Source organism: Bradyrhizobium sp. HKCCYLRH1030, assembly GCF_051168395.1.
In the GTDB taxonomy this organism is placed as follows: Bacteria; Pseudomonadota; Alphaproteobacteria; order Rhizobiales; family Xanthobacteraceae; genus Bradyrhizobium.
Genome location: NZ_JBNPUY010000002.1, coordinates 644,116 through 669,838, shown reverse-complemented (window position 1 = coordinate 669,838; position 25,723 = coordinate 644,116). Strand labels below are relative to the sequence as shown.

General features: G+C 64.9%; 27 protein-coding genes. 12 read left to right on the top strand and 15 right to left on the bottom strand.

The window, feature by feature from the left end; all coding sequences use genetic code 11:
- Positions 1–39: 39 nt before the first annotated feature.
- From coaA to hisB, 7 genes are all read right to left on the bottom strand, one after another.
- The gene (gene coaA, locus ACQR1E_RS08445) at positions 40–996 is read right to left on the bottom strand and encodes a type I pantothenate kinase (protein WP_315716783.1); all 957 of its coding nucleotides are present in this window, start codon (positions 994–996) and stop codon (positions 40–42) included.
- Positions 997–1,029: 33 nt separating this feature from the next.
- Positions 1,030–1,353, bottom strand: coding sequence for a phosphoribosyl-ATP diphosphatase (locus ACQR1E_RS08440; RefSeq protein ID WP_315716784.1), 324 nt, complete (start codon positions 1,351–1,353; stop codon positions 1,030–1,032).
- 77 nt (positions 1,354–1,430) lie between these two features.
- Complete coding sequence (hisF, locus tag ACQR1E_RS08435; protein WP_315716785.1) at positions 1,431–2,207, bottom strand: imidazole glycerol phosphate synthase subunit HisF; 777 nt, start codon at positions 2,205–2,207, stop codon at positions 1,431–1,433.
- Positions 2,208–2,218: 11 nt separating this feature from the next.
- On the bottom strand, positions 2,219–2,953 hold the full coding sequence (hisA, locus tag ACQR1E_RS08430; protein ID WP_434896902.1) for a 1-(5-phosphoribosyl)-5-[(5-phosphoribosylamino)methylideneamino]imidazole-4-carboxamide isomerase: 735 nt from the start codon (positions 2,951–2,953) through the stop codon (positions 2,219–2,221).
- A gap of 59 nt (positions 2,954–3,012) precedes the next feature.
- Positions 3,013–3,663 (bottom strand): imidazole glycerol phosphate synthase subunit HisH, encoded by a 651-nt coding sequence (hisH, locus tag ACQR1E_RS08425; RefSeq protein ID WP_315750522.1) that lies wholly within the window; start codon positions 3,661–3,663, stop codon positions 3,013–3,015.
- A complete protein-coding gene (locus ACQR1E_RS08420; protein WP_434896901.1) occupies positions 3,660–4,184 on the bottom strand; it encodes a DUF2628 domain-containing protein in 525 nt (174 codons plus the stop codon). The genes hisH and ACQR1E_RS08420 overlap by 4 nt, the downstream gene beginning before the upstream one ends.
- A 27-nt stretch (positions 4,185–4,211) precedes the next feature.
- On the bottom strand, positions 4,212–4,805 hold the full coding sequence (gene hisB, locus ACQR1E_RS08415) for an imidazoleglycerol-phosphate dehydratase HisB (protein WP_315716789.1): 594 nt from the start codon (positions 4,803–4,805) through the stop codon (positions 4,212–4,214).
- A 195-nt stretch (positions 4,806–5,000) separates the two neighbouring features.
- Here hisB and hslV point away from each other — a divergent pair, with 195 nt between their 5' ends.
- The 4 genes from hslV (at position 5,001) to ACQR1E_RS08395 (ending at position 8,876) form a co-directional block, all read left to right on the top strand.
- Positions 5,001–5,561, top strand: a complete 561-nt coding sequence (gene hslV / locus ACQR1E_RS08410) for an ATP-dependent protease subunit HslV (RefSeq protein WP_434896900.1) — start codon at positions 5,001–5,003, stop codon at positions 5,559–5,561.
- A gap of 3 nt (positions 5,562–5,564) precedes the next feature.
- Positions 5,565–6,164: a DUF2585 domain-containing protein gene (locus tag ACQR1E_RS08405; RefSeq protein WP_315716791.1), complete on the top strand. Its 600-nt coding sequence runs from the start codon at positions 5,565–5,567 to the stop codon at positions 6,162–6,164.
- 51 nt (positions 6,165–6,215) lie between these two features.
- Positions 6,216–7,520, top strand: a complete 1,305-nt coding sequence (hslU, locus tag ACQR1E_RS08400; protein WP_315716792.1) for an ATP-dependent protease ATPase subunit HslU — start codon at positions 6,216–6,218, stop codon at positions 7,518–7,520.
- 234 nt (positions 7,521–7,754) lie between these two features.
- Positions 7,755–8,876: a hypothetical protein gene (locus ACQR1E_RS08395; RefSeq protein WP_434896899.1), complete on the top strand. Its 1,122-nt coding sequence runs from the start codon at positions 7,755–7,757 to the stop codon at positions 8,874–8,876.
- A gap of 3 nt (positions 8,877–8,879) precedes the next feature.
- Here ACQR1E_RS08395 and ACQR1E_RS08390 read toward each other — a convergent pair whose 3' ends face one another.
- From ACQR1E_RS08390 to ACQR1E_RS08380, 3 genes are all read right to left on the bottom strand, one after another.
- On the bottom strand, positions 8,880–9,455 hold the full coding sequence (locus ACQR1E_RS08390; protein WP_315716794.1) for a Smr/MutS family protein: 576 nt from the start codon (positions 9,453–9,455) through the stop codon (positions 8,880–8,882).
- 12 nt (positions 9,456–9,467) lie between these two features.
- Positions 9,468–11,048 (bottom strand): murein transglycosylase A, encoded by a 1,581-nt coding sequence (gene mltA, locus ACQR1E_RS08385; protein ID WP_434896898.1) that lies wholly within the window; start codon positions 11,046–11,048, stop codon positions 9,468–9,470.
- Positions 11,049–11,217: 169 nt separating this feature from the next.
- The gene (locus ACQR1E_RS08380; RefSeq protein WP_315716796.1) at positions 11,218–11,919 is read right to left on the bottom strand and encodes a Tim44/TimA family putative adaptor protein; all 702 of its coding nucleotides are present in this window, start codon (positions 11,917–11,919) and stop codon (positions 11,218–11,220) included.
- A gap of 384 nt (positions 11,920–12,303) precedes the next feature.
- Here ACQR1E_RS08380 and secB point away from each other — a divergent pair, with 384 nt between their 5' ends.
- Complete coding sequence (gene secB / locus ACQR1E_RS08375) at positions 12,304–12,792, top strand: protein-export chaperone SecB (RefSeq protein WP_315716797.1); 489 nt, start codon at positions 12,304–12,306, stop codon at positions 12,790–12,792.
- Positions 12,793–12,849: 57 nt separating this feature from the next.
- Here the strand turns inward: secB and dnaQ are convergent, their stop codons facing one another.
- From dnaQ to ACQR1E_RS08355, 4 genes are read right to left on the bottom strand one after another with little or no spacing between them, the layout of a single operon-like run.
- Positions 12,850–13,548 carry a DNA polymerase III subunit epsilon gene (gene dnaQ, locus ACQR1E_RS08370; protein ID WP_315716798.1) on the bottom strand — a complete coding sequence of 233 codons (699 nt, stop codon included), beginning with the start codon at positions 13,546–13,548 and terminating at the stop codon, positions 12,850–12,852.
- A 42-nt stretch (positions 13,549–13,590) separates the two neighbouring features.
- Positions 13,591–14,190 carry a dephospho-CoA kinase gene (gene coaE / locus ACQR1E_RS08365; RefSeq protein ID WP_315716799.1) on the bottom strand — a complete coding sequence of 200 codons (600 nt, stop codon included), beginning with the start codon at positions 14,188–14,190 and terminating at the stop codon, positions 13,591–13,593.
- Between the two features lie 38 nt (positions 14,191–14,228).
- Positions 14,229–14,837, bottom strand: a complete 609-nt coding sequence (locus tag ACQR1E_RS08360) for a Maf family protein (protein ID WP_315716800.1) — start codon at positions 14,835–14,837, stop codon at positions 14,229–14,231.
- A gap of 11 nt (positions 14,838–14,848) precedes the next feature.
- Positions 14,849–15,688 carry a pyruvate, water dikinase regulatory protein gene (locus tag ACQR1E_RS08355; protein ID WP_315716801.1) on the bottom strand — a complete coding sequence of 280 codons (840 nt, stop codon included), beginning with the start codon at positions 15,686–15,688 and terminating at the stop codon, positions 14,849–14,851.
- Between the two features lie 414 nt (positions 15,689–16,102).
- Here ACQR1E_RS08355 and hemJ point away from each other — a divergent pair, with 414 nt between their 5' ends.
- The 7 genes from hemJ to ACQR1E_RS08320 all read left to right on the top strand — a co-directional run bounded on the left by hemJ (position 16,103) and on the right by ACQR1E_RS08320 (position 24,267).
- On the top strand, positions 16,103–16,525 hold the full coding sequence (hemJ, locus tag ACQR1E_RS08350) for a protoporphyrinogen oxidase HemJ (RefSeq protein ID WP_316166404.1): 423 nt from the start codon (positions 16,103–16,105) through the stop codon (positions 16,523–16,525).
- Positions 16,526–16,764: 239 nt separating this feature from the next.
- The gene (gene rho, locus ACQR1E_RS08345; RefSeq protein ID WP_008965552.1) at positions 16,765–18,030 is read left to right on the top strand and encodes a transcription termination factor Rho; all 1,266 of its coding nucleotides are present in this window, start codon (positions 16,765–16,767) and stop codon (positions 18,028–18,030) included.
- A 179-nt stretch (positions 18,031–18,209) separates the two neighbouring features.
- Positions 18,210–19,547 (top strand): tRNA uridine-5-carboxymethylaminomethyl(34) synthesis GTPase MnmE, encoded by a 1,338-nt coding sequence (gene mnmE, locus ACQR1E_RS08340; RefSeq protein WP_434896897.1) that lies wholly within the window; start codon positions 18,210–18,212, stop codon positions 19,545–19,547.
- Positions 19,548–19,776: 229 nt separating this feature from the next.
- The gene (gene mnmG / locus ACQR1E_RS08335; RefSeq protein WP_434896896.1) at positions 19,777–21,654 is read left to right on the top strand and encodes a tRNA uridine-5-carboxymethylaminomethyl(34) synthesis enzyme MnmG; all 1,878 of its coding nucleotides are present in this window, start codon (positions 19,777–19,779) and stop codon (positions 21,652–21,654) included.
- A gap of 28 nt (positions 21,655–21,682) precedes the next feature.
- Positions 21,683–22,333 carry a 16S rRNA (guanine(527)-N(7))-methyltransferase RsmG gene (rsmG, locus tag ACQR1E_RS08330; RefSeq protein ID WP_434896992.1) on the top strand — a complete coding sequence of 217 codons (651 nt, stop codon included), beginning with the start codon at positions 21,683–21,685 and terminating at the stop codon, positions 22,331–22,333.
- 34 nt (positions 22,334–22,367) lie between these two features.
- On the top strand, positions 22,368–23,219 hold the full coding sequence (locus ACQR1E_RS08325; protein WP_315716805.1) for a ParA family protein: 852 nt from the start codon (positions 22,368–22,370) through the stop codon (positions 23,217–23,219).
- Between the two features lie 154 nt (positions 23,220–23,373).
- A complete protein-coding gene (locus ACQR1E_RS08320) occupies positions 23,374–24,267 on the top strand; it encodes a ParB/RepB/Spo0J family partition protein (protein WP_315716956.1) in 894 nt (297 codons plus the stop codon).
- Positions 24,268–24,680: 413 nt separating this feature from the next.
- Here ACQR1E_RS08320 and holA read toward each other — a convergent pair whose 3' ends face one another.
- Complete coding sequence (gene holA / locus ACQR1E_RS08315) at positions 24,681–25,709, bottom strand: DNA polymerase III subunit delta (RefSeq protein WP_315716806.1); 1,029 nt, start codon at positions 25,707–25,709, stop codon at positions 24,681–24,683.
- Between the last annotated feature and the right edge of the window lie 14 nt (positions 25,710–25,723).

Below are 25,723 nucleotides of genomic sequence, written 5' to 3'. Positions count from 1 at the left end.
TTGGAGCGGATCAGCTCGCGCCGCGCTCGCGGGCCCCGCTCACAACCGCCTGAGCGCCACCGTCTCGATCTCGTGATCCGCGCCCTTCTTCAGGATCAAGGTCGCACGCGGCCGTGTCGGGAGGATGTTGTCCTCGAGATTGGCCAGGTTGGTGCGCTCCCAGATGGCGATCGCGGTGGCGATGGCCTCCTCGTCCGACAGCAGCGCGTAGCGGTTGAAGTAGGACCGCGGATCATGGAACGCCGTGTCGCGCAGCGACAGGAAGCGCTTGACGTACCATTTGCGCAGGATGGCCTCGTCGGCGTCGATGTAGACCGAGAAGTCGAAGAAGTCGGAGACGACCGGCACCGCCTGGCCGTCGCGCGGCAGCGGTCCGGTCTGCAGCACGTTGACGCCTTCGACGATGAGGATGTCCGGCTGGTCGATCTCGGCCCATTGATTGGGGACGATGTCGTAACTCAGATGGGAATACACCGGTGCGCGCACGGGATGGCGGCCGGCCTTGATGTCGGAGAGAAAACCGAGCAGCCGCGGCAGGTCATAGCTTTCCGGAAAGCCCTTCTTCTGCATCAGGCCCTGCCGCTCCAGCACCGCGTTCGGATACAGGAAGCCGTCGGTGGTGATGAGATCGACCTTGGGCCGCGGCGACCAGCGGGTCAGCAACGCCTGCAGCACGCGCGCAGTGGTCGACTTGCCGACCGCCACCGAGCCGGCGACGCCGATGATGTAGGGCATCTTGCGGTCGCGGATGCCGAGAAACTGGCGCTGCGCGTAGTACAGCCGCTGCGCCGCATCGACATACATCGACAGCAATCGCGACAGCGGGAGGTAGATGTCCTCGACCTCCTGAAGGTCGAGACGATCGTGCATCGACCGCAGCTTGGAGAACTCGCCGGGCTCCAAGGTCATCGGCGTGTCGTTGCGCAGCTCGGCCCATTGTTCGCGGGTGAAGACGCGGTACGGATTATATTGTTGTTCGGTGGTGCGCATGTCCATGACGCTGCCCTTCGTTTCCCCCGCCGTCGCGCCCTACTCCGTCTTGCGCGACGCCTTTTCTTCCAGCCCCGATTGGCCGGTCCGCTTGCCGAGCGCCGCCTCGACCTCCTCGAGCCGGACGTCGCGCGACTTCAACAACACCAACAGATGAAACAGCAGGTCGGCGCTTTCGGAGATCAGATGCTCACGGTCGGTGCCAAGTGCGGCGATGACCGTCTCGACCGCCTCCTCGCCCATCTTCTTGGCGCATTGCGGCGGGCCCTTGTCGAGCAGCTTGCGCGTATAGGACGCCTCACCGCCCGCCGCGGCGCGCGCGTCGATGATGGCAGCCAGGTCGTGAAGCGTGAAGCGGGACATCAGCCGGTACTCGGAACGCCTGCCCGACCACGGCGGCCGGACCAGCGTTCATCTAACATTTTTGCGACGCAATGTCGTCAGGGATCGAGCCGCATCGGCAGCCCCTGGCGCACCATGTGCTCCTTGGCCTGCCGGATGGTAAATTCCCCGAAATGGAAGATTGACGCCGCCAGCACCGCGGTCGCGTGGCCCTCGCGGATGCCGTCCACCAGATGATCGAGGTTACCGACACCGCCGGAGGCGATCACCGGCACCGGGACGCTGTCGGCGACTGCCCGGGTCAGCGGCAGGTCGAAGCCCTGGCGGGTGCCATCGCGGTCCATCGAGGTCAGCAGGATCTCGCCGGCACCGAGCGCGACCACCTCCTGGGCGTATTCGAGGGCATCGATGCCGGTCGATTTGCGGCCGCCATGGGTGAAGATCTCCCAGCGGCTGCCGCCGCCCGGCCGCGACACGGACTTGGCGTCGATCGCCACCACGATGCACTGCTCGCCGAACTTCTCGGCCGCCTCCTTGACGAATTCGCGCCTGCTCACCGCGGCCGAATTGATCGAAACCTTGTCGGCGCCGGAACGCAGCAGGGTCTTGATGTCGTCGATGGTGCGCACGCCGCCGCCGACCGTGACCGGCATGAAGCAGGCCTCCGCCGTGCGCCGGACGACGTCCAGCATGATGCCGCGGTTCTCATGGGTGGCGGTGATGTCGAGGAAGCACAGCTCGTCGGCGCCGGCCGCGTCATAGGCGATCGCGGCTTCGACCGGATCGCCGGCATCGCGCAGATTGACGAAGTTGACGCCCTTGACGACTCGTCCGTCCTTGACGTCGAGGCAGGGAATGACACGGACCTTGAACATCCTGTTTCCTCCTACGCACGCGCCGCGCGGATCAGCGCCAGTGCTTCCGCGGGATCGAGGCGGCCGTCATAGAGCGCGCGGCCAGCGATGGCGCCTTCGAGCTTTTTCGCCCGCGGTGTCAGCATCGCCTTGACGTCCTCGATCGAGGCCAGGCCGCCGGAGGCAATCACGGGAATCGAGATGGCGTCACCTAGCGCGATCGTGGCATCGAGGTTGAGGCCCTTGAGCAGGCCGTCGCGCGCGATGTCGGTGAAGATGATCGCGGCGACGCCGGCGTCCTCGAAACGCTTGGCAATGTCGAGCGCCGTCACTTCGGATGTCGCGGCCCAGCCCTCGACGGCGACCTTGCCGTCGCGCGCATCGAGCCCGACGGCGACGCGGCCAGGGAAGGCCTTGGCTGCGGTCTTCACCAGCTCGGGATCGCGCACCGCCGCGGTGCCAATGATGACACGGGTGATGCCTTTGCTGAGCCAAGCCTCCACCGTCTTGAGATCGCGGATGCCGCCGCCGAGCTGCACCGGCATCTTGACGACTTTCAACATCGCTTCCACGGCGTGCGCATTCATCGGCTTGCCGGCGAAGGCGCCGTCGAGATCCACGACGTGGAGATAGTCGAACCCCTGGTCGGCGAAGCTCTTGGCCTGCGCGGCGGGATCGAGGTTGAACACGGTGGCGCGCGCCATGTCGCCCTGCTCCAGGCGCACGCACTGGCCGTTCTTCAGATCAATGGCAGGAAACAGGATCATCGGAGCTGTCTTTCAGGCAAGCGCCCTGCTCGCCCCTTGGACGAGCAGGCACGCTGCGCTCATGGCTTCCACTTCAGGAAGTTGGAAATGAGGGCGAGACCGAATCGCTGGCTCTTCTCGGGATGGAATTGGGTGCCGATCGCGGTGTCCTTGCCGACGATCGCGGTGACCGGTCCGCCGTAATCGGCGCGTGCCAGAACGTCGCTCTCGTTGACGGCATTCAAGTGATAGGAGTGCACGAAATAGGCGTGCAGGCCCTTCGGTCCGAGCGGCAGCCGCTCCAGCACCGGATGCTCTTGCAGCGCATCGAGCGTGTTCCAGCCCATATGCGGGATCTTCAGGCTCTCGTCGCGAGGCGTGATCTTCTCGACGTCGCCGGAGATCCAGTCGAAGCCGTCGGTGGTGACGTGCTCCTTGCCGCGCGTTGCCATCAATTGCATGCCGACGCAGATGCCGAAGAATGGCCGCGCCTTGTGGCGCACGGCTTCGGTCATCGCCTCCAGCATGCCGTCGACGGAGTCGAGCCCGCGGCGGCAGTCGGCGAAGGCGCCGACGCCGGGCAACACGATGCGATCGGCGCGATAGACCGTATCGGGATCGCGTGTCACGACGACCTTCTGCGGATCCGCCATGCCGCGCGCAGCGCGCTCGAACGCCTTGGCGGCGGAATGCAGATTGCCGGAGCCGTAATCGATGATCGCAACACTCATCGTCCACCTCCGGGTTCGGGAAACAAGCCAATGATGCTGGCATGCGGCAGCGGCGGCGGGTGCTGCCCATTGCCATTGTCGCGTGTCGGCGGCGCCGCGCCGCGATCGACGGTGTGATTGTCGTAGCCGAGCGTGCTGCGCCGGGCGGCCCAGCGCTCGAAGAAGCGGCGCTCGGCGGCATCGAGATCGTCGGCGACGACGACGTTGATCTGGCGCCAATTGCCGCGCGAGTAGCTCCAGCGCTTCAGGCTCGAGGCTTCGAGCCCGAGCAGGATCGCAAGCAACAGATCGATTCCGGCAATCGCGCCGCCGCTGACGCCGACGCGCACCAGGACGACGTCGAGCGCGATCGTCAGCACGGCCCAGACCAGCATCGCAAGCCAGAGGCGATGCCAGGCGAGCCAGACGGCGCCGAGCACCGCGGCCCAGAAATGGAAGCCGTCGCGGATGAAGACGAAGCGATCGGTCGAGCGCAGATCGGCCCCGGCGGCGAGGGGAGCGTGAACCGTATAAACGGGCATGTCGAAAATCCCTTGGGAGGAGGGAGGTCAGCCGCCGAGCTGACCCTTGGTGGATGGCACTTCGCCCTGATTGCGCGGATCGATCGCAAGGGCTGCGCGGAGGGCCCGCGCCAGACCCTTGAAGCAGGATTCGGCGATATGATGGGCGTTCTCGCCGTACAGCGTCTCGACATGCAAGGTGATGCCGGCGTTCATGGCAAAGGCGTTGAACCATTCGCGCACCAGCTCGGTGTCGAACTCGCCGATCTTGTCGCGCGCAAAGGTCGTGCGGAATACCAGCATCGGCCGGCCCGATACGTCGATCACGACGCGCGTCAGGGTCTCGTCCATCGGCATGTGGATCGAGGCGTAACGGGTGATGCCGGCCATGTCGCCGAGCGCCTGACGCACGGCCTGGCCGAGGGCGATGCCGACATCCTCGGTGGTGTGGTGGAAATCGATATGGAGGTCGCCGACCGCCTTGACGGTCATGTCGATGCGGGAATGCCGGGCCAGCAGATCCAGCATGTGATCGAAGAAGCCGATCCCGGTCGCGATGTTCACGACGCCGGTGCCGTCGAGGTTCACGGACACCTCGATCTCGGTCTCTTTGGTCTTGCGCTTGATGGTCGCGCTACGCATGGGGTCAGCTTTCCCTTGAAAACGCGGCCCTTTTATCAGGCGGATGTCACCTTAGCTACTGCGGGATGACGCCCCTCGGCCTTGATCTCGGGCCATGGTGAGCGGATTTCAAGGCCCGCCAGGGCAGGGCAGGGACCCGGTAATTGTATCCCGACGCCTGAACGCCTAAATCAGAGGATCAACCAGGGACCCCCCATGCACGCATCCGCGAACGAGCCCACCGTCTGGCACGGCACCACGATCCTGACCGTCCGCAAGGGGGGCAGGGTGGTGATCGGCGGCGACGGCCAGGTCTCGATCGGCCAGACCGTGATCAAGTCCAACGCCCGCAAGGTGCGCAGGCTCGGCAAGGGCGACGTCATCGGCGGCTTCGCCGGCGCCACCGCCGACGCCTTCACCCTGTTCGAGCGGCTGGAGAGCAAGCTGGAGCAATATCCGGGGCAGTTGACCCGGGCAGCTGTCGAGCTCGCCAAGGACTGGCGCACCGACCGCTATCTGCGGCGGCTCGAAGCCATGATGATCGTGGCCGACAAGGAGGTCTCGCTGGTGCTGACCGGGACGGGCGACGTCCTGGAACCGGAGGCCGGCGTGATGGCGATCGGCTCCGGCGGCAACTATGCGCTTGCGGCCGCGCGTGCGCTGATCGACACCGACAAGGACGCCGAGTGCATCGTGCGCCGCTCGCTCGACATCGCCGCCGACATCTGCGTCTACACCAACCGCAACATCACCATCGAAGCGCTGTCGGCCGAGTAGACGATGACCGCGGACGAGATCGGCGCCCCGTCCCGGCATTGGTCCGGACCCTGGCTCATCCTGGCGCTCGGTCTGCTGGCGCTGCAGGCCGCACTGTTGTTCGCGATGGGCCGGCTGCCGATCTGCGCCTGCGGCACGGTCAAGCTGTGGCACGGCGTGGTGCAGAGCTCTGAGAACTCCCAGCATCTCGCCGACTGGTACACGTTCTCCCATGTCATTCACGGCTTCCTGTTCTATGCGCTGACCGCGCTGGTTCTGCCGTTTCTGCCGTGGCAGGGGCGGCTGATCATCGCGATGCTGATCGAGGGCGCCTGGGAGCTGGTCGAGAACTCCAGCTTCATCATCGAGCGCTATCGTGCCGCCACGATCTCGCTGGACTATTTCGGCGACAGCATCGTGAACTCGGTCGGCGATACGCTGGCGATGATGACCGGCTTCCTGCTGGCGCGGGTGCTGCCGGTCTGGCTGACCGTCGTGATTGCAGTCGCGTTCGAGATCGGGGTGGGCCTGCACATCCGTGACAACCTGACCCTGAACATCTTGATGCTGATCTATCCAACCGAGGCGATCCGGCAGTGGCAGGCCGGACCGCCGCTCCTGTGACGGCGGAAATCCGGCTTGCCCTCATCCCCGTCCGACCCTAGCTAGAGCCTCATGACCGACTTTTCACCCCGCGAAATCGTCTCCGAACTCGACCGCTACATCGTCGGCCAGGCCGACGCCAAGCGGGCGGTGTCCATTGCCTTGCGCAACCGCTGGCGCCGGCTGCAGCTCGATGCAGGCCTACGCGAAGAGGTGCTGCCGAAGAACATCCTGATGATCGGGCCGACCGGCGTCGGCAAGACCGAGATCGCGCGGCGGCTGGCCAAGCTTGCGGGCGCACCGTTCCTCAAGGTCGAGGCGACCAAGTTCACCGAGGTCGGCTATGTCGGCCGCGACGTCGAGCAGATCATCCGCGACCTCGTCGAGGTCGCGATCGCCCAGGTCCGGGAGCGCAAGCGCAAGGACGTCGCCGCCCGCGCGCAGCTCGCCGCCGAGGAGCGCGTCCTCGACGCGTTGGTCGGCGCCAATGCGAGTGCTGCGACGCGCGACTCGTTCCGCCGCAAGCTGCGTGCCGGCGAGCTCAACGACAAGGAGATCGAGATCGAGACGCAGTCCTCCGGCGGCGGCTTGCCGATGTTCGAGATCCCCGGCATGCCGGGAGCCCAGATGGGCGCGATCTCGATCGGCGACATCTTCGGCAAGCTCGGCGGCCGCACCAAGACGCGGCGCGTGACGGTCGAGGCCTCGCACGACATCCTGATCGCGGAAGAATCCGACAAGCTGCTCGACAGCGAGCAGCTGGTGCAGGAAGCAATCAGCGTGGTCGAGAACAACGGCATCGTGTTTCTCGACGAGATCGACAAGATCTGCGTGCGCGAGAACCGCGCCGGCGGCGACGTCTCGCGCGAGGGCGTGCAGCGTGACCTGCTGCCGCTGATCGAGGGCACGACGGTCTCGACCAAGCATGGCGCGGTCAAGACCGACCACGTCCTGTTCATTGCCTCCGGCGCGTTCCACATCGCCAAGCCCTCGGACCTCTTGCCGGAGCTGCAGGGACGATTGCCGATCCGGGTCGAGCTGCAGGCGCTGACGCGCGACGACATGCGGCGCATCCTGACCGAGCCGGAGGCATCGCTGATCAAGCAATATGTCGCGCTGATGCAGACCGAGGGTGTGACGCTCGACATCACCGACGATGCGATCGACGCGCTCGCCGACATCGCGGTCGCGGTGAATTCGACGGTCGAGAACATCGGCGCGCGCCGGCTGCAGACGGTGATGGAGCGCGTGCTCGACGAGATCTCCTTCACGGCGTCCGATCGTAACGGCGAAACCATGCGCGTCGACGCTGCGTATGTGCAGCAACACATCGGCGACCTCGCCAAGAACGCGGATCTCAGCCGGTTCATTTTGTAGTCGGCTGCGCCTAGCAAGCGCTGAGCTTCTTCGCTCCGGCGCGGCGTCAAAATCCGCTGTCGTCCCCGCGAACGCGGGGACCCATAACCACCAAAGCTGATTGTGACTCACGATGGCGGCTCCAGCCTTGCCTCACCACGAACGGCGGCGGCTATGGGTCCCGGCTCAAGGCCGGGGCGACAGTGGTGGACGGGGCGACGACCTCGTCTCCATCTATCACCGCTCGGACGCCGCATGACCGCCGCCTCCAGCAAACACTGGCGCCTGATGCTCGCCGTCAACGCCGCCGTGATGCTCGGCGTCTTCCTGCACAAGCTCACGCTGCCGCCCTACATTCCGTACATCCATCTGCTGGTCGACTATCACTTCGGCTTCATCAAGCGCGCGCTGATCGGTGCCATGGTCGGCCTGTTCGCCGCGAAGGTGCCGGTCTGGCTGGTGTTCGCGCTGGCCGGTTGCGTCTGGCTCATCACCTTCGCGCTGTTCGCGCAGCTCTTCCGCCGCACGTTCGGCTTCGATCGCGCGCAGCTGCCGCTGTTCATCTTCACCGCCTGCTCGCCGTTCGTGTTCAAGAACTTCCTGTTCACGCTCGGCCATTTCGACATCTATGGCTGTCTCGGCGCGATCGTCCTGCTGCTGGTGCCGGCGCGCTCGCTGGCCTACGTGCTGCTTGCGGCATTGATCTCGGCCCTGCTCGTGCTGATTCATCACATCCATCTGCTGATGTACGTGCCGACCATCACCGCGATCGTCGTGCTGCGCTACTACCTGACACGTCCCCCCACTCGCCTGGATATTGCAGTCGGCGCCAGCGCGCTGCTCGGCCTCGGCGCGCTGTTCCTCGCGGCGCAATTCCTCGGCACCATGCCGCTGCCCGAGGCCGACTTCGTGTCCTACTTGCGCTCGCGCATGGTCGATCCGTCGCGCACCGAGCTCTTGCAGTTCGCCTATGTCTGGTATCAGCCGCTCGCCAAGGAGGTGCAGGACACCTGGGCGCGGCTGCCGTCGAACCTGCTGGGCCTGCCCATCTATGCGCTGCTGCTGTGGCTGCACGCGCCGCTGTGGCGGAATCTCAAGGATCTCATCGGCGCCTTGGCTGACAAGCGCCATCGCCAGATCGTCATCGCCGCGCTGATCGTCATCAGCTCCGCTTACCTCGTCATGTTCGCCATGGTGTTCGACTATTCGCGCTGGATCTCGAGCTGGGTGGTCTGCATGGTACTGATGCTGCACGCGGTGAAGACGCTTCCTGCGACCAAGCCGATCACTCCGATCGACGCCGACGACCGCATGACGACGATCCTGGGATGGATCGTCACCGCCGTACCGCGGATCGGGATCATCCGCCCGTTCTGACGCTCAGCCGCGGGCGCGCCTGATCCGGACATAGAGCGCGCCGGCGCCGCCATGGCCGACATGAGCCTCCTCGAAGCCGACGATGAGCGAGCGGAATTCCGGCAGGCTGAGCCAATGCGGCACCTGCCGCCGGAGCACGCCGCGTTCGGGATCCGCCCCGATGGTGCCCTTGCCGGTGATGACCAGCACGAAGGTGAGACCGTCATGCTGGGCGCGATGCAGGAAATGATGCAGCGCCTGATGCGCCCGACTCTGGGTCATGCCGTGCAGATCGAGCCGCGCATCGATCTCGCTGCGGCCGCGCGACAGCTTCGACCGCTCCTTGCGGCCGAGCGAGACCAGCGGCGGGATCGCCGGCCGGGCCGGCTTGGGCACGACCACCGGCGCGACCGGCCGCGGTGTCATCATCGGCTTGTCCGGCTGCGGCTCGGCCGTCACCATCGGCGGATGCGGCCGCACCGGACGGTGCGTCTTGCGCAGCGGCTTGACCTGGCGCGCCACCGTCTCCCACAGCGTGCGCTCGTCCTCGGAGAGGCCACGCTTGCGACGGCCGCGCGGCGGCTCGGGATCTTCAGACATGGAGACGGCTTGTCATCGGCGGTTGCGATGGCGCCTGCCATAACGCAATCGGCGGATATTGCGATCACTTTCGATACGGGGGCGGGCCTCGGGCAGGGGCACGGGCTGCGGCGCCACAACGTTCTGCGCCACCGTGGTTGCCGGGATTGCGCTCGCGGCGGAAGCAGGGGCCTTCGCATCGTTGACCGGGGAGGCGGCGGCTTTGGCGGCCTCCTTCGGCAGCACCTGCGGAAACAGTTTTGCGATCTTCTCCGACGGGCGTGCATCCGGCAGCGGCATCTTGCGGCCACGCGCGACCGGATCGAGGCTCTTCGGCACCAGCATCACGAACTGGATGCTGTGCTTGAGACGGCCGGAGACCTTGCCGGCGTCCTGGCCGGCGCCGAAATAGAGATCGGCGCGCGCAGGTCCGACGATCGCCGAGCCTGTATCCTGCGCAATCATCAGCCGGTGGAACGCGGTCTTCGACTTCTCGGATTCGATCGGCAACTCGCCGGTGATGAAGAACGGCGTGCCATAGACGTGCAGCGACTTGTCGACCGCGATCGAACGGCCGGGCGTCAGCGGGATGCCCTGCGCGCCGACCGCCTCGTCCTTCTCCGACAGCTGCACCTCGCGGAAGAAGATGTAGGAGCGGTTCATCCGCCGCAGCTCGTTGGCACCTTCCGGATTCTGCTCCATCCAGTCGCGGATACGCTGCATCGACATCTGCTCGCGCGGAATGATGCCGCGCTCGATCAGGATGCGGCCGACCGGTGTGTAGGGAAGGCCATTATAGGCATCGTAGTTGATGCGGATGGTCGAGCCGTCGTCGAGACTGATGCGCGCCGATCCCTGGATCTGGGCAAACAGCAGGTCAGTCTGGTTCCTGAGCCACGCGATCTCCAGGCCGCGGCCCTCGATGGCGCCGTCCTCGATCTCCGCGCGGTCGTAATAGGGGACCAGCTTGCGCCGTCCGATCTTCCGATAGACGGGACCCTTGTTGGGCAGACTCGTCGCGTCCTGCTTGAAGCCACGGACGAACAGATTGGAGGGGCGACGATAGACCGGAACGTTGTAGACCTCGTTCTGGGTCCGCGAGCCCTCGATGACGGGTTCGTAGTAGCCGGTGACGAAGCCATCGGCATCGCCGAGCTTGGAGATCTTCAGCGGCTCGAAGTGCCGTTCGAAGAAAGCCCTTGCCGCAGCATTGTCGGCGAGATCGGTGGCCCGAGCGTCGCGACAGGGGTCGCGCAGGGAATCACCCAGCGGCTTGCCATCCGCCTTGGCATCCGGCGCTGCATCCGTCTTTGCGGCGATCGGCTTGCAGCTGGCGCGGAACGTCCGATAGGCCGCAAGCTGGTCGTCGTCGTTCCAGCCGGGCACGTCGTTCCAGGCCAATGGCAGGTACTGGCTGTTGCTGATCTCGAGCGGCCAGTCGAGTTGCGGGTAGGGCAGGTGGCGCACCGGGGGCGCCGCCGCCCGGGGGCGCGAGCGCACCGCCTCGGCCGCATAAGGGGCGAGCGCCACGGCGGCGACGCTCAGGGCGAGCGCCGGCGTCCAGTATTTCAGGCGATGAGCGGTGAAACCCCGCTTCCAAATTTCGCGAACCATGCTTGCACCATCAAAGTACCACTCAACGCGAAATTCAGAGGAAACGGGATGCTGAAAAGATCCGGGTCAAAAAGCCGAGGATGGACCTCGTCGTCCTCCTTGCAGAACGGGGTCGACATCGAGAGCGGGCGATCTCCCGATGTAACGCCGGCGGCGGCAACCTATTCCATCAATGGCTGCCGGTGCCGACCAGCTTCCAATTGGGATCGCGCGAGCCGGTATCGCGGGCGAAAGTCCAGATGTCGGTGATGTCGGCCACCTTGTCCGGATTGCCGTCGACGATGTTGCCCCCCTTGTCGCGTGTCACCGAGATCATTTGCGAGACGAAGCGCACCGTCACCTGCGCGGTGCGGTCGCGCAGCTCGGCACCGACCAGTTCGGCGGTATCGATGGAGACGAAGCGGGTTTCGGTCTTCTGCTCCTGCTTCTCACGCTCCTTGATGACGGCGTCGAAACTCTCATAGACCTCGGACGACAACAGGTCGCGCAATGCGCGGCGATCGCCATTGGCGAACGCCAGCACGATCATCTCGTAGGCACTGCGCGCGCCGGTCAGGAAATGGCGCGGATCGAACGACGAGTCGTCGGCGACGATCGCGTCGAGGCCACGGGCGAGCGGTGTGCCCGGCTCGGCCAGGCCGCGCCAGCGATCGCCCGGCGCCGGCATCTCGCCGCCGGGGACCGCAGCCGAGGGATCGATGGGCTTGTTGGGAACCGGCATGACGTGGTTGTCCGGCGCGCCCTGGACCGCGTTTCGGGCGGCATGATCGAACGGCGTCCGCTCGCTCCCGGTGCGCTGCCCGAGCACGGCGCGCAGGCGGATGAAGATGAAGACCGCCAGCGCCAGGAAGATGATGGTATAAATGTCCACTTCGTGTTCGCTTTCTGACTTGTCGAGCCGAACGCGGAGCCCGGCCACCGGGCACCCGTTCTACAGGATCCGGGTAAAGACCCGTGAATCCCTCGGTCGACCCGGATGTAGTCATCGAATTGGGCCCGGCCAATGGCACATTGTGGCCCGGTGATCCTAACCCTTTTCCCTCTCAAGGGGAAATCCGATCGACCTTGGATTGGAACAGAGTAGACGGTCGCTGGTTCCGCCCCCGGGCCGATGCGACAAATAGAGGCATGCCGGCCGGATCAACCCTCTGCCTCGGCCTTTTGCGGCGTCCGTGCCTCGTCCTTGTGGAACAAGCCGGCCCTATGGTAGCCACGCGCCGCAACGACCCGCCCTTTTTGCCTGGAGAACACTGCGATGACCAACGGTAACGGCGCCACTCCCGAGGCGGCTCCTCCTCCTCAACTGAACGTGCTGGCGCAATACATCAAGGATCTCTCGTTCGAGAATCCGAACGCTCCGCAGTCCCTGGCGCCGCAGGGCCAGCCGCCGCAGATCAACATCCAGATCAATGTCGGCGCCAATGCTCTGAATGACACCGAATACGAGGTGACGCTGACGATCGAGGGCAAGGCCGAGAGCGGCAGCCAGGTGATGTTCAGCTTCGAGCTGGTCTATGGCGGCGTGTTCCGGCTGGTCAACATTCCGCGCGAGAACCTGTCGCCGATGCTGCTGATCGAATGCCCGCGCCTGCTGTTCCCGTTCGCCCGCGAGATCGTCGCCAATTCGGTGCGCGACGGCGGCTTCCCGCCGCTGATGCTGGACCCGGTCGATTTCGTCGGCCTGTACCGCCAGAACATGGAGCGCCAGGCGGCGGCCCAGGGCGGCCAGGTGCTGTCGAGCTGATCCGGTTCTGCTTACGATTGATGTTTGCCGGGCGTGATCCGCTGCCGATCAGGCGGATCACGTGCCGGCGAGAAACTCCGTCCAGATCGGCTTGTCGCCGAGCGTGGCGATGAAGGCGCGATGCGCCTCTCGCTCCGCATCCGTGACCCGCGGCAACAGCGGCTGCTCGCGCTGACGGCGCGGCGTCTCGCCGGCAGATCCGATGCGGATCTCCTGGCTGTCCTGGGTCAGGATCAGCTGCGACTGCCGCGCCCCGACCAGATCGACATAGACCTCCGCCAGCAGCTCGGCGTCGAGCAACGCGCCGTGCTTGGTGCGGCGTGAGTTGTCGATCGCATAGCGTGAGCACAGGTCGTCGAGGCGGTTCGACACGCCGGGATGCTTGCGACGTGCCAGCAGCAGCGTGTCGACCAGACGGTCCCTCGGAATGGCCGCGCGCTTGACCCGGTCGAGCTCGGCATTGATGAAGCCGATGTCGAACGAGGCGTTGTGGATCACCAGCGGGGCATCGCCGATGAATTCCAGGAACTCCTCCACGATCTCGTGAAACAGCGGCTTGTCCGCGAGGAACTCGCTCGACAGTCCGTGAACCGCGAACGCTTCCGCCGGCATGTCACGTTCGGGATTGATGTAGCGGTGGTAGACTTGGCCGGTGGGCATGCGGTTGATGATCTCGACGCAGCCGATCTCGACCAGGCGGTCGCCGCGCAAGGCGTCGAGGCCGGTGGTTTCGGTGTCGAGAACGATCTCACGCATCTGATTTGATCCGTCGAATTCCGCGCGGCCGGCGTTCGCGAATCAGCCCCGGCGCTGCGGCATTCTAACGACCTCCGCCAGGATGTCGCGGATGCGTGCCCGCACCGGATCGAGCCCGTGCGAGGTATCCACGACGAAATCGGCGCGCTTGCGCTTCTCGGCATCCGGCATCTGCCGTGCGAGCAGCGCATCGAGCGCTTCTTCCGTCATCGTGCCGCGCGCCAGAATGCGCTGACGCTGGATCTCGGGCGCGGTCGACACCACCACCACGGCATCGACGCGCTTGTCGCCGCCGGTCTCGAACAGCAAGGGGACATCGACGACGGCAACGGGCACGCCGGACTGCTCGGCGTCGTCGAGAAACTTCTGATGATAGGAGCGCAGCATCGGGTGCACGATCGCTTCGAGCCTGCGGATCGCGTCGGGATCGCCGACGACCTTGGCGGAGAGCCTGGCCCGATCCACCTTGCCGTCCACCGTGGTCCCAGGAAATTCGGCTTCGATCGCCGGCGCGGCTTCGCCCTCATAGACCTTATGAACGGTCGCGTCGGCGTCATAGACCGGGACGCCGGCTTCGGCGAACAGCTTTGCGGTCGTCGACTTGCCCATGCCCATCGAGCCGGTCAGACCCAGCACTCTCATCCGCGGTCACTCCCCCTTGCGCGTGGCTGCGGTCGGCCTCAGATCCTGAGCAGCTTCGCTTCGCGAAAATAGGCGAGCAGCGGCAGCAGCGGCAGGCCGAGGATGGTGAAGTGATCGCCGTCGATGCGGTCGAACAGGTGCACGCCGAGCCCTTCCAGCTGGTAGGCGCCAACGCTGGATGTGACGGTTTCGCCGGCGGCATCGAGATAGGCTGCGATCTCGGTTTCGGTGAGGGCACGCATCGTCATCCAGGCGACGGCGACGTGCGAGAACAACACCTCGCCATTGCGGACCACGGCGATGGCCGAGTGCAGCGCATGGGTGCGTCCGCCCAGCGCCAACAGTTGCTGCATGGCATGCTGGCGGCCGGCTGGCTTGTTGAACATGCGCTCACCCAATGCCAGCGTCTGATCCGCGCCCACCACATATGAATTGGGCCTGTTTGCCGAGACCGCTGCGGCCTTCGCGTTGGCAAGGTGCAACGCAATCTCGTAGGGCGCGACCAGGCCGGCTTCGGCCTGCACCGCGCGTTCGTCGATATCGGCCGGAAGCGCCTCGCAGGCGAGGCCTGCGTTCGCGAGCAGCATCCGCCGCGCGCGGCTCTGCGATGCCAGAATGAGAGGCTCGTCACTGCACCAGATGGACATTGATCCGCTCACTAGTCCGGAAGCCGCTGCCGCTGCCGGTCGGTATAGAGTTTCAGGATCGCGGCGGCCGTCTCCTCGATCGAGCGCCGCGTCACGTCGAGCATGACCCAGTTGAACTTCGCACTCAGCTTGCGTGCATAGGCGACCTCGTCCGTCACCGACTGCTTGTCGACATAGTTCTCATTGCCGGATTCCGCACCCATGCTGAGCAGGCGATTCTGCCGCACCTGGATCAGCCGCTCCGGGGTCGCATGCAGGCTGACCACCAGCGGCTTCTTCAATGTCTCGAGCTGATGCGGGATCGGAATGCCCGGGACCAGCGGCACGTTGGCGGTGCGCACGCCGCGGTTGGCGAGATAGATCGAGGTCGGAGTCTTCGACGTCCGGCTGACGCCGACCAGCACCACTTCGGCGTCTTCGAGGCCGTCGACCATCTGCCCGTCATCGTGGAGCATCGTGTAGTTCAGCGCATCGATGCGGGCGAAATATTCGGCATTGAGCACGTGCTGCGCACCGACGCGGCCGGCGGTCGATGCGCCGAGATAGGCCTCGAACAGCTGCATCACCGGACCGATGATCGACAGGCTCGGGATGTTGATCTGCTGGCACTTGGCTTCGAGCCGGCTGACCAGATCCTTCTCGAGCAGCGTGAACAGCACGATGCCCGGCGCTTCCTCGATCTCGTCGAGCACGCGGTCGAGCTGCTTCTGGCTCCGCACCAGCGGGTACACGTGCTCGACCGGGGTCACGTTGGTGTATTGCGCGGCGACCGCACGCGCGACCGTGATCAGGGTTTCGCCCGTCGAATCGGAAACCAGATGGAGGTGAAAGTAGTTGCCGGTGGTGGGCATCAAATCCTTAACGATCTGTGAATCCCTGTGAAGGATGGGGCCAAAAAGTCGCCTCGGACCGCTCCCTTTGTATAACCCCGATTGTTCTGCACATGGTCGCCGTCCGGGACAACGTCAGGCAGCAGCGCGATGATATCGGGACGAGGCCCATTTGTCTCTGGATAAGCTGTCGAAGGATTTCGACAAGCGTCTGAATCACATCAGACTCTGGGGCGATCCGGCGTGCGCAGCTCGCATGTTGAGGGATGTGAACAAGCTGCGGGCAGACTGCGGATGACATTGCATGAGTCCAATCCACCGCTACCTAGACTCAAACCTTAAGATTCTAAAATTATTTGGTTTGGAGGGGACTGAGCGAGCGGATATGTCTCGACACGCAAGCCGATCGCCAGCCGAGAGGATCACGCGTTTCCGATGTATGAGTGGATCAAGGCCCTTCACGTCATCGCTGTCATCGCGTGGATGGCCGGCATGCTGTATCTGCCACGGCTGTTCGTCTATCATTGCGACGCCGAGATCGGCTCGAAGCAGTCCGAGACGTTCAAGATCATGGAACGGCGCCTGCTCAAGGCGATCATCAATCCGGCGATCACCGTGACGTGGCTTGCCGGACTCTATCTGGCCTGGTCCGGCCACTGGTATACCAGCGGTTGGTTTCATGCGAAATTTCTGCTGGTGCTGATCATGTCCGGGGTCCATGGACTGTTCACCCGCTGGGTCAGAGAATTCGGCGCCGACAAGAACACCCGAAGCCAGAAATTCTACCGGTATATCAATGAGGTACCAACGGTGCTGATGATCGGCATCGTGATTCTCGTCATCGTCAAGCCGTTCTGACCGCTTCCCAGGGAATACCGCTCCGCTGCAGATGCCTTGCAGACGACGGCGCGATTTTCTATATTATGGATATCCCACCCCACGCAGGCGGATGTGGTTGCGTTCCGGCTTGACCGGCCGCCGCATCAGGTCTGGTGCCTCATCGGCGCCAATCTTGCTCAGACCTGCGGACCTCATTTCGTCCGCCTTCCCACAGCCACCTCGCATCCCTCCCAAGTCGCTTCCACAGGACCACCCCAATGCGGGAAATCAAACTACAGGACCTCAAGTCAAAGACGCCGGCCGAGCTCGTCTCCTTCGCGGAGGAAAACGGGGTCGAGAACGCCAGCACGATGCGCAAGCAGGAGCTGATGTTCGCCATCCTCAAGCAGCTCGCGATCCAGGAAACCGACATCATCGGTGAGGGCGTCGTCGAGGTGCTCTCCGACGGCTTCGGCTTCCTGCGCTCGCCGGATGCGAACTACCTGCCCGGTCCCGACGACATCTATGTCTCGCCGTCGCAGATCCGACGCTTCGGCCTGCGCACCGGTGACACGATCGAAGGGCATATCCGCAGCCCGAAAGAAGGCGAACGCTATTTCGCGCTGCTCAAGGTCAACACGCTGAACTTCGAGGATCCCGAGAAGTCCAAGCACAAGGTCAATTTCGACAATCTGACGCCGCTGTTTCCGGACGAGCGCTTCCGGCTCGAGCTGGAGGATCCGACCCGCAAGGATCTGTCGCCACGCGTCATCGACATCGTCGCGCCGATCGGCAAGGGCCAGCGTGCGCTGATCGTCGCGCCGCCGCGCACCGGCAAGACGGTGCTGATGCAGAACATCGCGCACTCGATCACGGCCAATCATCCGGAGTGCTACCTGATCGTGCTGCTGATCGACGAGCGCCCCGAGGAAGTCACGGACATGCAGCGCTCGGTGAAGGGCGAGGTCGTGTCCTCGACCTTCGACGAGCCGGCCGCCCGTCACGTCCAGGTCGCGGAGATGGTGATCGAGAAGGCCAAGCGCCTGGTCGAGCACGGCCGCGACGTCGTCATTCTGCTGGACTCGATCACCCGCCTCGGCCGCGCCTACAACACCGTCGTGCCGTCCTCCGGCAAGGTGCTGACCGGCGGCGTCGACGCCAACGCGCTGCAGCGTCCCAAGCGCTTCTTCGGCGCTGCCCGCAACATTGAGGAAGGCGGCTCGCTCACGATCATCGCGACCGCGCTGGTCGACACCGGCAGCCGCATGGACGAGGTCATCTTCGAGGAGTTCAAGGGCACCGGCAACTCCGAGCTCATCCTCGACCGCAAGGTCGCGGACAAGCGGACCTTCCCGGCGATCGACATCGCCCGCTCCGGCACCCGCAAGGAAGAGCTCATCACCGAGCCGCAGAACCTCAAGAAGATGTACGTGCTCCGCCGCATCCTCAATCCGATGGGCACCATGGACGCGATCGACTTCCTGCTCGACAAGCTCCGCAGCACCAAGAGCAATGCCGAGTTCTTCGAGTCGATGAACACCTGATCGAGGCACTGCTTCAATCTGCAAAGGGCGCTCTCCGGAGCGCCCTTTTTGTTTGACGTGTTTGTCGCTGCGCTCGGCGTGAAGACCTCGATGCTTATCCGCCCGCCATGGTTCGCCGGCGTAAAGCATGCCGCTGCAAACCGATTGTCTTTCGCTGCCGGTGAGCCCAACTGAGGATCATGCATCCACACGACCAGTCCATCTTCGCGCTGTCCTCCGGACGCCTGCCGAGTGCGATTGCGATCGTCAGGCTCTCCGGGCCTCACGCCGGCATCGCCCTTCAGATGCTTGCGGGGAAACTGCCGCTGCCGAGGATGGCGACGCGCGCCTTGCTGCGGGATGGTAATGGCGAGCCGATCGACGATGCCGTCGTGCTGTGGTTTCCCGGACCCGCAAGCGCCACCGGCGAAGATGTTGCCGAGCTGCATGTGCACGGCAGTCGAGCCGTCGTGGCGACAATGTTCTCGGTGCTGTCGACGATGCCGCAGATGCGCCCTGCTCAGCCGGGCGAGTTCACGCGGCGCGCGTTCGAGAATGGCAAGATCGATCTGACCGAGGCCGAAGGTCTCGACGACCTCATTCACGCCGACACGGACCGCCAGCGGCGCCAGGCGTTGCGGCAGCTGAAGGGTCTGTTGGGCGACAAGGCGCGGAGCTGGCGTGAGCAGATCATCGAGGCGGCGGCGCTGATCGAGGCCGGGATCGATTTTGCCGATGAAGGCGACGTGCCAATCGAGCTGATGGCGCCGGCGCTCGCCCGGATTGGCCAGCTGTTGACCGAGATCGAGTCGGTGCTGTCGGCCCAGGGCCGGGCCGAACGTCTGCGCGACGGCCTGACGGTCGTCATTGCCGGACCGCCGAACGCGGGCAAGTCGACCCTGATGAACCAGCTTGCGCGTCGCGAGGTCGCGATCGTCTCTCCGCAGGCCGGCACCACGCGCGATCTCATCGAGGTCCAGCTCGATCTCGACGGCTATCCAGTGACGGTGATCGACACCGCGGGCATTCGCGAGACGGACGATCCGGTTGAGCAGGAGGGTGTTCGGCGCGCGCGGGACCGAGCGGCGCAGGCGGATCTGGTGCTGTGGCTGTCGGAGGATGAGCAGGCCGAGGTTGAGCGCCAAAGCGAGGCTCCCGTCTGGCTCGTTCGTAACAAGATCGATCTGAGCAGAGGTGGGGAGGGGGGTCGTCCATCGTCCAGCGGAGATAACCCGGTCTTTCAAATCTCCGCGCGAAGCGGGGCAGGGCTGGTCGAGCTGCTGGATGCGCTGGTTGGCTTTGCCCGGGACTATTTTGGATCAACTGAGAGCGGCCTGATCACACGGCAGCGGCAGCGGACTCTGCTCGCCGACACCGCCGCTGCGCTTCAGCGTAGCATCTCGGCGATCGACCTGGGCGAGGAGCTTGCTGCGGAGGAGCTGCGGATCGCCGCGCTTGCGCTCGGGCGTCTTTTGGGACGAGTGGATGTCGAAGACCTGCTCGACGTGATCTTTCGCGAGTTCTGCATCGGTAAGTAGCCGCGGCCCCACGAACCGGGTCGAATATACTTAATGAAGCGTTGCTTGGTTAATCGATCGTCAATTGTTTCACGTGAAACAGGATGTGCGGACGCCGTCAGGGATGTTTCACGTGAAACACGATGGGACCGCTGGTCGTGTTTCACGTGAAACAACGAGGATTCGACGTCGGCGAATGTTTCACGTGAAACGTCTTCCGAGCATTGTCTGCAGGCGTTAGATAAGCCCCATGATCCAGCATCTGACATCCTACGACGTCGTCGTCATCGGTGGCGGCCACGCCGGCTGTGAAGCCGCGGCGGGCGCGGCGCGCATGGGCGCCCGAACCGCGCTGATCACCCATCAGTTCGCGACGATCGGGGCCATGTCCTGCAATCCGGCCATCGGAGGATTGGGGAAAGGACATCTGGTTCGCGAGGTCGACGCTCTCGACGGCTTGATGGGTCGCGTCGCCGACGCCGGCGGCATCCAGTTTCGCGTTCTGAATCGCCGCAAGGGACCGGCCGTTCGAGGTCCACGCGCCCAGGCCGACCGCAAGCTCTACGCCGCGGCGATGCAGTCGGCGATCCGGGAGACCCCGAACCTCACCGTCATTGAAGGCGAGGCGGACGAACTGATCGCTACCGGCGGACGGGTGGCAGGGGTGCGGTTGGCTGACGGCCGGACCTTCATCTGTGGCGCTGTCGTCATCACGACCGGCACGTTCCTGCGTGGTCTGATCTACCTGGGTGAGAGGACTTGGCCGGCCGGCCGGGTCGGCGAAGCGCCGGCGCTGGGGCTGTCCCAGTCTCTCGAAGCCATCGGATTTCGGCTCGGCCGCCTCAAGACCGGCACGCCGCCGCGCCTGGATGGATCGACGATCGACTGGAGCGTGGTCGAGATGCAGCCCGGCGACGATCCGCCGGAGCCGTTCTCCGTTCTGACCGACAGGATCACCACCCCGCAGATCCAATGCGGCATCACCCGGACGACGACCGCAACCCACGAGGTGATCCGCGCCAACGTCCATCGCTCGCCGATGTACTCCGGGCAGATCAAGTCGACCGGGCCGCGTTACTGTCCCTCGGTCGAGGACAAGATCGTCCGCTTCGGTGACCGCGACGGTCACCAGATCTTCCTGGAGCCCGAAGGGCTCGACGATACGACGGTCTACCCGAACGGCATCTCGACCTCGCTACCGGAGGAGGTCCAGCTCGCGCTGCTGCCGACCATCCCGGGTCTCGAACGGGTCCGGATGATCCGGCCGGGCTATGCCATCGAGTACGACCACGTCGATCCGCGTGAGCTCGAGCCGACCCTGCAGACCAAGCGGATGAAGGGTCTGTTCCTCGCTGGCCAGATCAACGGCACGACCGGGTATGAGGAGGCCGCAGCTCAAGGTCTGGTCGCGGGTCTCAATGCCGCGCTGGCCGCGGGCGGCGGCGGGCCGGTCGTATTCGATCGCGCCGATGGCTATCTGGGGGTGATGATCGACGACCTCGTCACGCGGGGGATCACCGAGCCGTATCGGATGTTCACCTCGCGCGCCGAGTATCGACTGACGCTGCGGGCGGACAATGCCGACCAGCGGCTGACCGACAAGGGCATGGCGCTCGGCTGTGTCGGCAATGATCGTGCGCGTTTCCATCGGAGCAAGATGGGCGCGTTGGAAGCTGCCCGCGCGATGGCGAGGTCGCTGACGATCACGCCCAACGAGGCGGCGAAGCATGGCTTCACGCTCAACAAGGATGGCCAGCGCCGCTCGGCCTTCGAACTGATGGCCTATCCGGAGATCGGTTTCTCCGAGGTGAGGGCGATCTGGCCGGAGCTCGGCGCGATCGATCCCGCCATCGTCATCCATCTTGAGATCGATGCCAAATATGATGTCTATGTCCGCCGGCAGAGCCAGGACGTCGACGCCTTCCGGCGCGACGAAAGCCTGGTGCTCGGTGACGTCGACTATGCGCTCGTCCCAGGTCTCTCCAATGAGGCGCGAGCGAAGCTGACGGCGGCCAGGCCGTGGACGATCGGGCAGGCCGGCCGGATCGATGGCATGACGCCGGCGGCGCTCGGGATCCTTGCGGCCTATCTCCGCCGCGAAGCGCGTCTTAGCAAGACCACCGGCTGAGGCGTTTCACGTGAAACAGGCATCGCCGATGACGGCGTCCAAGACGATTGAATCGGACAAGGCGACAGCACTCGCCTTGACGCCTGTTTCACGTGAAACGGAGCAGCGCCTCGATCGCTACGTCGCACTGCTGCTGGAGTGGCAGGCGAAGACCAATTTGATCGCGCCGTCGACCTTGCCGCATCTCTGGACCCGCCACATCGCCGACTCGCTTCAGCTTCTAGACCTCGCGCCCGACGCCAGGATCTGGATTGATCTCGGCAGCGGCGGCGGCTTCCCGGGCGCCGTCCTCGCCTGCGCCCTGGCCGAGCGGGATGGCGCCCAGGTCCATCTGGTCGAGCGCAACGCCAAGAAGGCCGCCTTCCTGCGCGAGGCAATTCGCGTCACCGGCGCTCCGGGGATCGTGCATTTGTCAGAGATCGGGGATATCGTGGAGAAGTGGAGCGGGCGAGTCGATTGCGTGACCGCACGCGCGCTGGCTCCGCTACATCAACTCATCGGCTTTGCGGAGCCCTTGGTGAAAAAAGGCGCGAAAGCGCTGTTTCTCAAGGGTCAAGATGTAGAAGCGGAATTGACCGAATCTACTAAGTATTGGAAAATTGAGTCGAAACTTCACTCCAGCCGGACGGGCGGGCAGGGCTGGATCGTCGCAATCGATTGCATCGAGCGACAGAGCTGAATTCCGTCAAGACGACAACCAATGGCGATCGCGCATGGCCGTAATTGATCAGATTTATCAAGAAGATAGAGCCCCGCACCCGGAGGGGCATCCGCGCATCCTGGCGCTCGCCAATCAGAAGGGCGGGGTCGGCAAGACCACGACCGCGATCAACCTCGGTACGGCGCTGGCCGCGATCGGCGAGCGGGTGCTGATCGTCGATCTCGATCCGCAGGGCAACGCCTCGACCGGCCTCGGCATCGACCGTGGCAGCCGCAACTGCTCGACCTATGACGTGCTGATCGGCGAGGCCTCGCTGCGCGACGCCGTCGTTGCGACGGCCGTGCCGCGGCTGCACATCGCCTCCTCGACGATGGACCTGTCGGGGCTCGAGCTCGAGCTCGGCTCCACCGCCAACCGCGCCTTCCGTCTGCGCGATGCGATCGCCGGCCTCAACAACAACGTCTCGCCGGAGAACGACTACACCTACGTGCTGGTCGATTGTCCGCCGTCGCTGAACCTGCTGACGGTCAATGCGATGGCCGCGTCCGACGCGATCCTGGTGCCGCTGCAGTGCGAGTTCTTCGCGCTCGAAGGTCTGTCGCAGCTGTTGCAGACCGTGGAGCAGGTGCGCTCGACCTTGAACCCGAACCTCTCGATCCACGGCATCGTGCTGACGATGTTCGACTCGCGCAACAACCTGTCGAACCAGGTGGTCGCCGACGTCCGCCAGTTCATGGGATCGAAGGTCTACAACACGATGATCCCGCGCAACGTGCGCATCTCGGAAGCGCCGTCCTACGGCAAGCCGGTGCTGGTCTACGACTTGAAGTGCGTCGGCAGCGAGGCCTATCTCAAGCTCGCGACCGAAGTCATTCAGCGCGAGCGTGACCTGCGCACGAACTGACTTTGCCTCTGCTCCGGGGGACCTCGTCGCCCGGATCTCATTCGAGGACGGCAGCGGATTCCGAAATGAATCCGCTCCCTCGTTCATTGTGCCGGCGGGACCCGATCGGCAGCAGACGCAAGCGGAGCGTGACGTGAATCCAAAGGAGAAGGCGATGGCCGACGAGTCGCGATCGCGATTGGGCCGGGGTCTCGCAAGTCTGATCGGTGACGTCGGCCGCGAGGCCGGCGCGCCGCCGGAGCGGCCGCGCAATCAGCGCAAGGTGCCGATCGAATTCCTCAAGCCGAACCCGCGCAATCCGCGTAAGACGTTTTCCGACGGCGAGCTCGCCGAGCTCTCGGCCTCGATCAAGCAGCATGGCGTGATCCAGCCGATCGTGGTGCGTCCGGTGAAGGGCCAGCACGACCGCTATGAGATCATCGCCGGCGAGCGGCGCTGGCGCGCCTCGCAGGCCGCCGGCCTGCACGAGGTGCCGATCGTTCCGGTCGATGTCAGCGACAGCGATGCGCTGGAGCTCGCGATCATCGAGAACGTGCAGCGCGAGGATCTCAATCCGATGGAGGAGGCGCAGGGCTATCACGCGCTCGCCAACGAGTTCAAACGCAATCAGGAAGACATCGCCAAGATCGTCGGCAAGAGCCGCAGTCACGTCGCCAACATGATGCGGCTGACCAAGCTGCCGGCCGAGGTGCAGGGCTTCATCGCGACCGGGCAGATCTCGGCCGGCCATGCGCGAGCGCTGATCAACCTGCCGGATCCGATGTCGGCGGCGAAGAAGATCATCGCGGAAGGGCTGAACGTCCGGCAGACCGAGGCGCTGGCGCATGAGGAGGGCGTGCCGGAGCGCAAGCCGCAGAAGCCGCGCAGCAGCGGCAGCGCGCCGGCGGAGAAGAAGGACGCCGACACCATCGCGCTGGAGAAGCGCGTCGGCGATGCACTCGGCCTTTCGGTGTCGATCAGCCACCGCGACCCCGGCGGCACGGTGCAGATCACCTACCGCAGCCTCGAGCAGCTCGACGAGGTGATGCGCCGGCTGGAGCAGGGCTAGGTTGTTAGGTCGTGGCGCTCATTGCGCCGCCGCGGCTGTGCCTCGGGCCTCCATGAGTTCGTTGCTCCGCTCTCACCTACGTCACGGCCGGGCTTGACCCGGCCATCCATTTTTTTGGACGAAGCGGATGGATGCCCGGGTCAAGCCCGGGCATGACGAGCTAATAATTTGGAAGAGCTACGGCTGTGTTTTTCGTCGCGATTGCCAAAGCGAGCACACGACTCTCTCCTCCGTCATTCCGGGGCGTGCGAAGCACGAACCCGGAATCCATCTCTCAGCAGATCCTGTAGCCCGATGGATTCCGGGCTCGCCCTTCGGGCGCCCCGGAATGACGGCTGAGGTTGGAGAGCGATCTCGGGTCCACTCGGGCTGAAGTTCTCGACGCCGTATTCAGGGAGCCGGCGCACCGACCATCACCCCTTCCGCCGTGCCGCGACCGCGATCGACAGCAGCGTCCGCTGCGCGATCGCTGCCGCCAATCCCGGCTGCTTGCGCATGTCGAGCGCGGCTGTCGCCAGTTGGTCGATGATCGGCAGCAGGCGGGCAGGGGAGAAATTGCGCAGCGCCGTCTCGGCGCTCGGCTTGCGCGAGAAGTGCAGCCGGGGGAAGCCGCCTTCGAGGATGGACGAGACTGGCGTGCCGGAAGCGACGGCGAGCGCCGATTTATGCAGCCATGCGGCATGTCGCTGCGCGGCGGAGATGATGACGCCGGGATAGGTGCCCGCGATCATCGCCTTGCCGAACTCGGTCTCGACCATTTCCGGCTTGCCGCCGAAGGCGCCGTCAACGATCGGATCGAGCTTCATCTCCGAGGCGTCGGCGACCACGGCCATCACATGGTCGAGCGTCACCTCGCCTTCGCCGTGGGCGAACAGGGTCAGCTTGCGCAGCTCGTTGCGGGAGGCCTGGCGGTCGCCGCCGAGCAGCGCCATCAGATAGGCGCGGGCCTCCGGAGAGATGCGCAGCGAGGCCAAGCGCAATTCGTCGTCGATCAGCTTGGCGAGATCGCGCTCGGTGTCCGGGTAGCAGCCGATCGCCACCGCCGTTCTGGCCTTCTCGCAAATCTTGCGCAGTGGCGAATCGGGGCGGATGTCGCCGGCCTCGATCACGACGCGGCAGTCCCGCACGTTCATCTCGCTGAGCGTCTCGACGCCGCTGGCGAAATTGCGCGAGCCGGCGCGCACCCGGATCGCCCGGCGGCCGCCGAACAGCGGCACGGTCATGGCTTCGTCGACGAGGCGCGACGGCTCCGCGGAGAGCTCGTCACCGTCGAGCCTGACCACGGAGAAGGGATCATCGGGGTTGTCGACGGCCGAAGCGATGAGGGCCTCGGCGCGCTCGCGAACCAGGCCGGTATCCGGACCGTACAACAGGATCAGCGGACGAGCGGCGTCCGGTTTGGCCAGGAAGGCATCGATGTCTCGTCCGCGCAGCGCGACCACGGCGATGTCAGCCG

What these genes read in the sequence shown, in the direction of transcription:
- coaA (WP_315716783.1), bottom strand. Translation starts at nt 996, where the DNA reads ATGGACATGCGCACCACCGAACAACAATATAATCCGTACCGCGTCTTC.
- ACQR1E_RS08440 (WP_315716784.1), bottom strand. Translation starts at nt 1,353, where the DNA reads ATGTCCCGCTTCACGCTTCACGACCTGGCTGCCATCATCGACGCGCGC.
- hisF (WP_315716785.1), bottom strand. Translation starts at nt 2,207, where the DNA reads ATGTTCAAGGTCCGTGTCATTCCCTGCCTCGACGTCAAGGACGGACGA.
- hisA (WP_434896902.1), bottom strand. Translation starts at nt 2,953, where the DNA reads ATGATCCTGTTTCCTGCCATTGATCTGAAGAACGGCCAGTGCGTGCGC.
- hisH (WP_315750522.1), bottom strand. Translation starts at nt 3,663, where the DNA reads ATGAGTGTTGCGATCATCGATTACGGCTCCGGCAATCTGCATTCCGCC.
- ACQR1E_RS08420 (WP_434896901.1), bottom strand. Translation starts at nt 4,184, where the DNA reads ATGCCCGTTTATACGGTTCACGCTCCCCTCGCCGCCGGGGCCGATCTG.
- hisB (WP_315716789.1), bottom strand. Translation starts at nt 4,805, where the DNA reads ATGCGTAGCGCGACCATCAAGCGCAAGACCAAAGAGACCGAGATCGAG.
- hslV (WP_434896900.1), top strand. Translation starts at nt 5,001, where the DNA reads ATGCACGCATCCGCGAACGAGCCCACCGTCTGGCACGGCACCACGATC.
- ACQR1E_RS08405 (WP_315716791.1), top strand. Translation starts at nt 5,565, where the DNA reads ATGACCGCGGACGAGATCGGCGCCCCGTCCCGGCATTGGTCCGGACCC.
- hslU (WP_315716792.1), top strand. Translation starts at nt 6,216, where the DNA reads ATGACCGACTTTTCACCCCGCGAAATCGTCTCCGAACTCGACCGCTAC.
- ACQR1E_RS08395 (WP_434896899.1), top strand. Translation starts at nt 7,755, where the DNA reads ATGACCGCCGCCTCCAGCAAACACTGGCGCCTGATGCTCGCCGTCAAC.
- ACQR1E_RS08390 (WP_315716794.1), bottom strand. Translation starts at nt 9,455, where the DNA reads ATGTCTGAAGATCCCGAGCCGCCGCGCGGCCGTCGCAAGCGTGGCCTC.
- mltA (WP_434896898.1), bottom strand. Translation starts at nt 11,048, where the DNA reads ATGGTTCGCGAAATTTGGAAGCGGGGTTTCACCGCTCATCGCCTGAAA.
- secB (WP_315716797.1), top strand. Translation starts at nt 12,304, where the DNA reads ATGACCAACGGTAACGGCGCCACTCCCGAGGCGGCTCCTCCTCCTCAA.
- dnaQ (WP_315716798.1), bottom strand. Translation starts at nt 13,548, where the DNA reads ATGCGTGAGATCGTTCTCGACACCGAAACCACCGGCCTCGACGCCTTG.
- coaE (WP_315716799.1), bottom strand. Translation starts at nt 14,190, where the DNA reads ATGAGAGTGCTGGGTCTGACCGGCTCGATGGGCATGGGCAAGTCGACG.
- ACQR1E_RS08360 (WP_315716800.1), bottom strand. Translation starts at nt 14,837, where the DNA reads ATGTCCATCTGGTGCAGTGACGAGCCTCTCATTCTGGCATCGCAGAGC.
- ACQR1E_RS08355 (WP_315716801.1), bottom strand. Translation starts at nt 15,688, where the DNA reads ATGCCCACCACCGGCAACTACTTTCACCTCCATCTGGTTTCCGATTCG.
- hemJ (WP_316166404.1), top strand. Translation starts at nt 16,103, where the DNA reads ATGTATGAGTGGATCAAGGCCCTTCACGTCATCGCTGTCATCGCGTGG.
- rho (WP_008965552.1), top strand. Translation starts at nt 16,765, where the DNA reads ATGCGGGAAATCAAACTACAGGACCTCAAGTCAAAGACGCCGGCCGAG.
- mnmE (WP_434896897.1), top strand. Translation starts at nt 18,210, where the DNA reads ATGCATCCACACGACCAGTCCATCTTCGCGCTGTCCTCCGGACGCCTG.
- mnmG (WP_434896896.1), top strand. Translation starts at nt 19,777, where the DNA reads ATGATCCAGCATCTGACATCCTACGACGTCGTCGTCATCGGTGGCGGC.
- rsmG (WP_434896992.1), top strand. Translation starts at nt 21,683, where the DNA reads ATGACGGCGTCCAAGACGATTGAATCGGACAAGGCGACAGCACTCGCC.
- ACQR1E_RS08325 (WP_315716805.1), top strand. Translation starts at nt 22,368, where the DNA reads ATGGCCGTAATTGATCAGATTTATCAAGAAGATAGAGCCCCGCACCCG.
- ACQR1E_RS08320 (WP_315716956.1), top strand. Translation starts at nt 23,374, where the DNA reads ATGGCCGACGAGTCGCGATCGCGATTGGGCCGGGGTCTCGCAAGTCTG.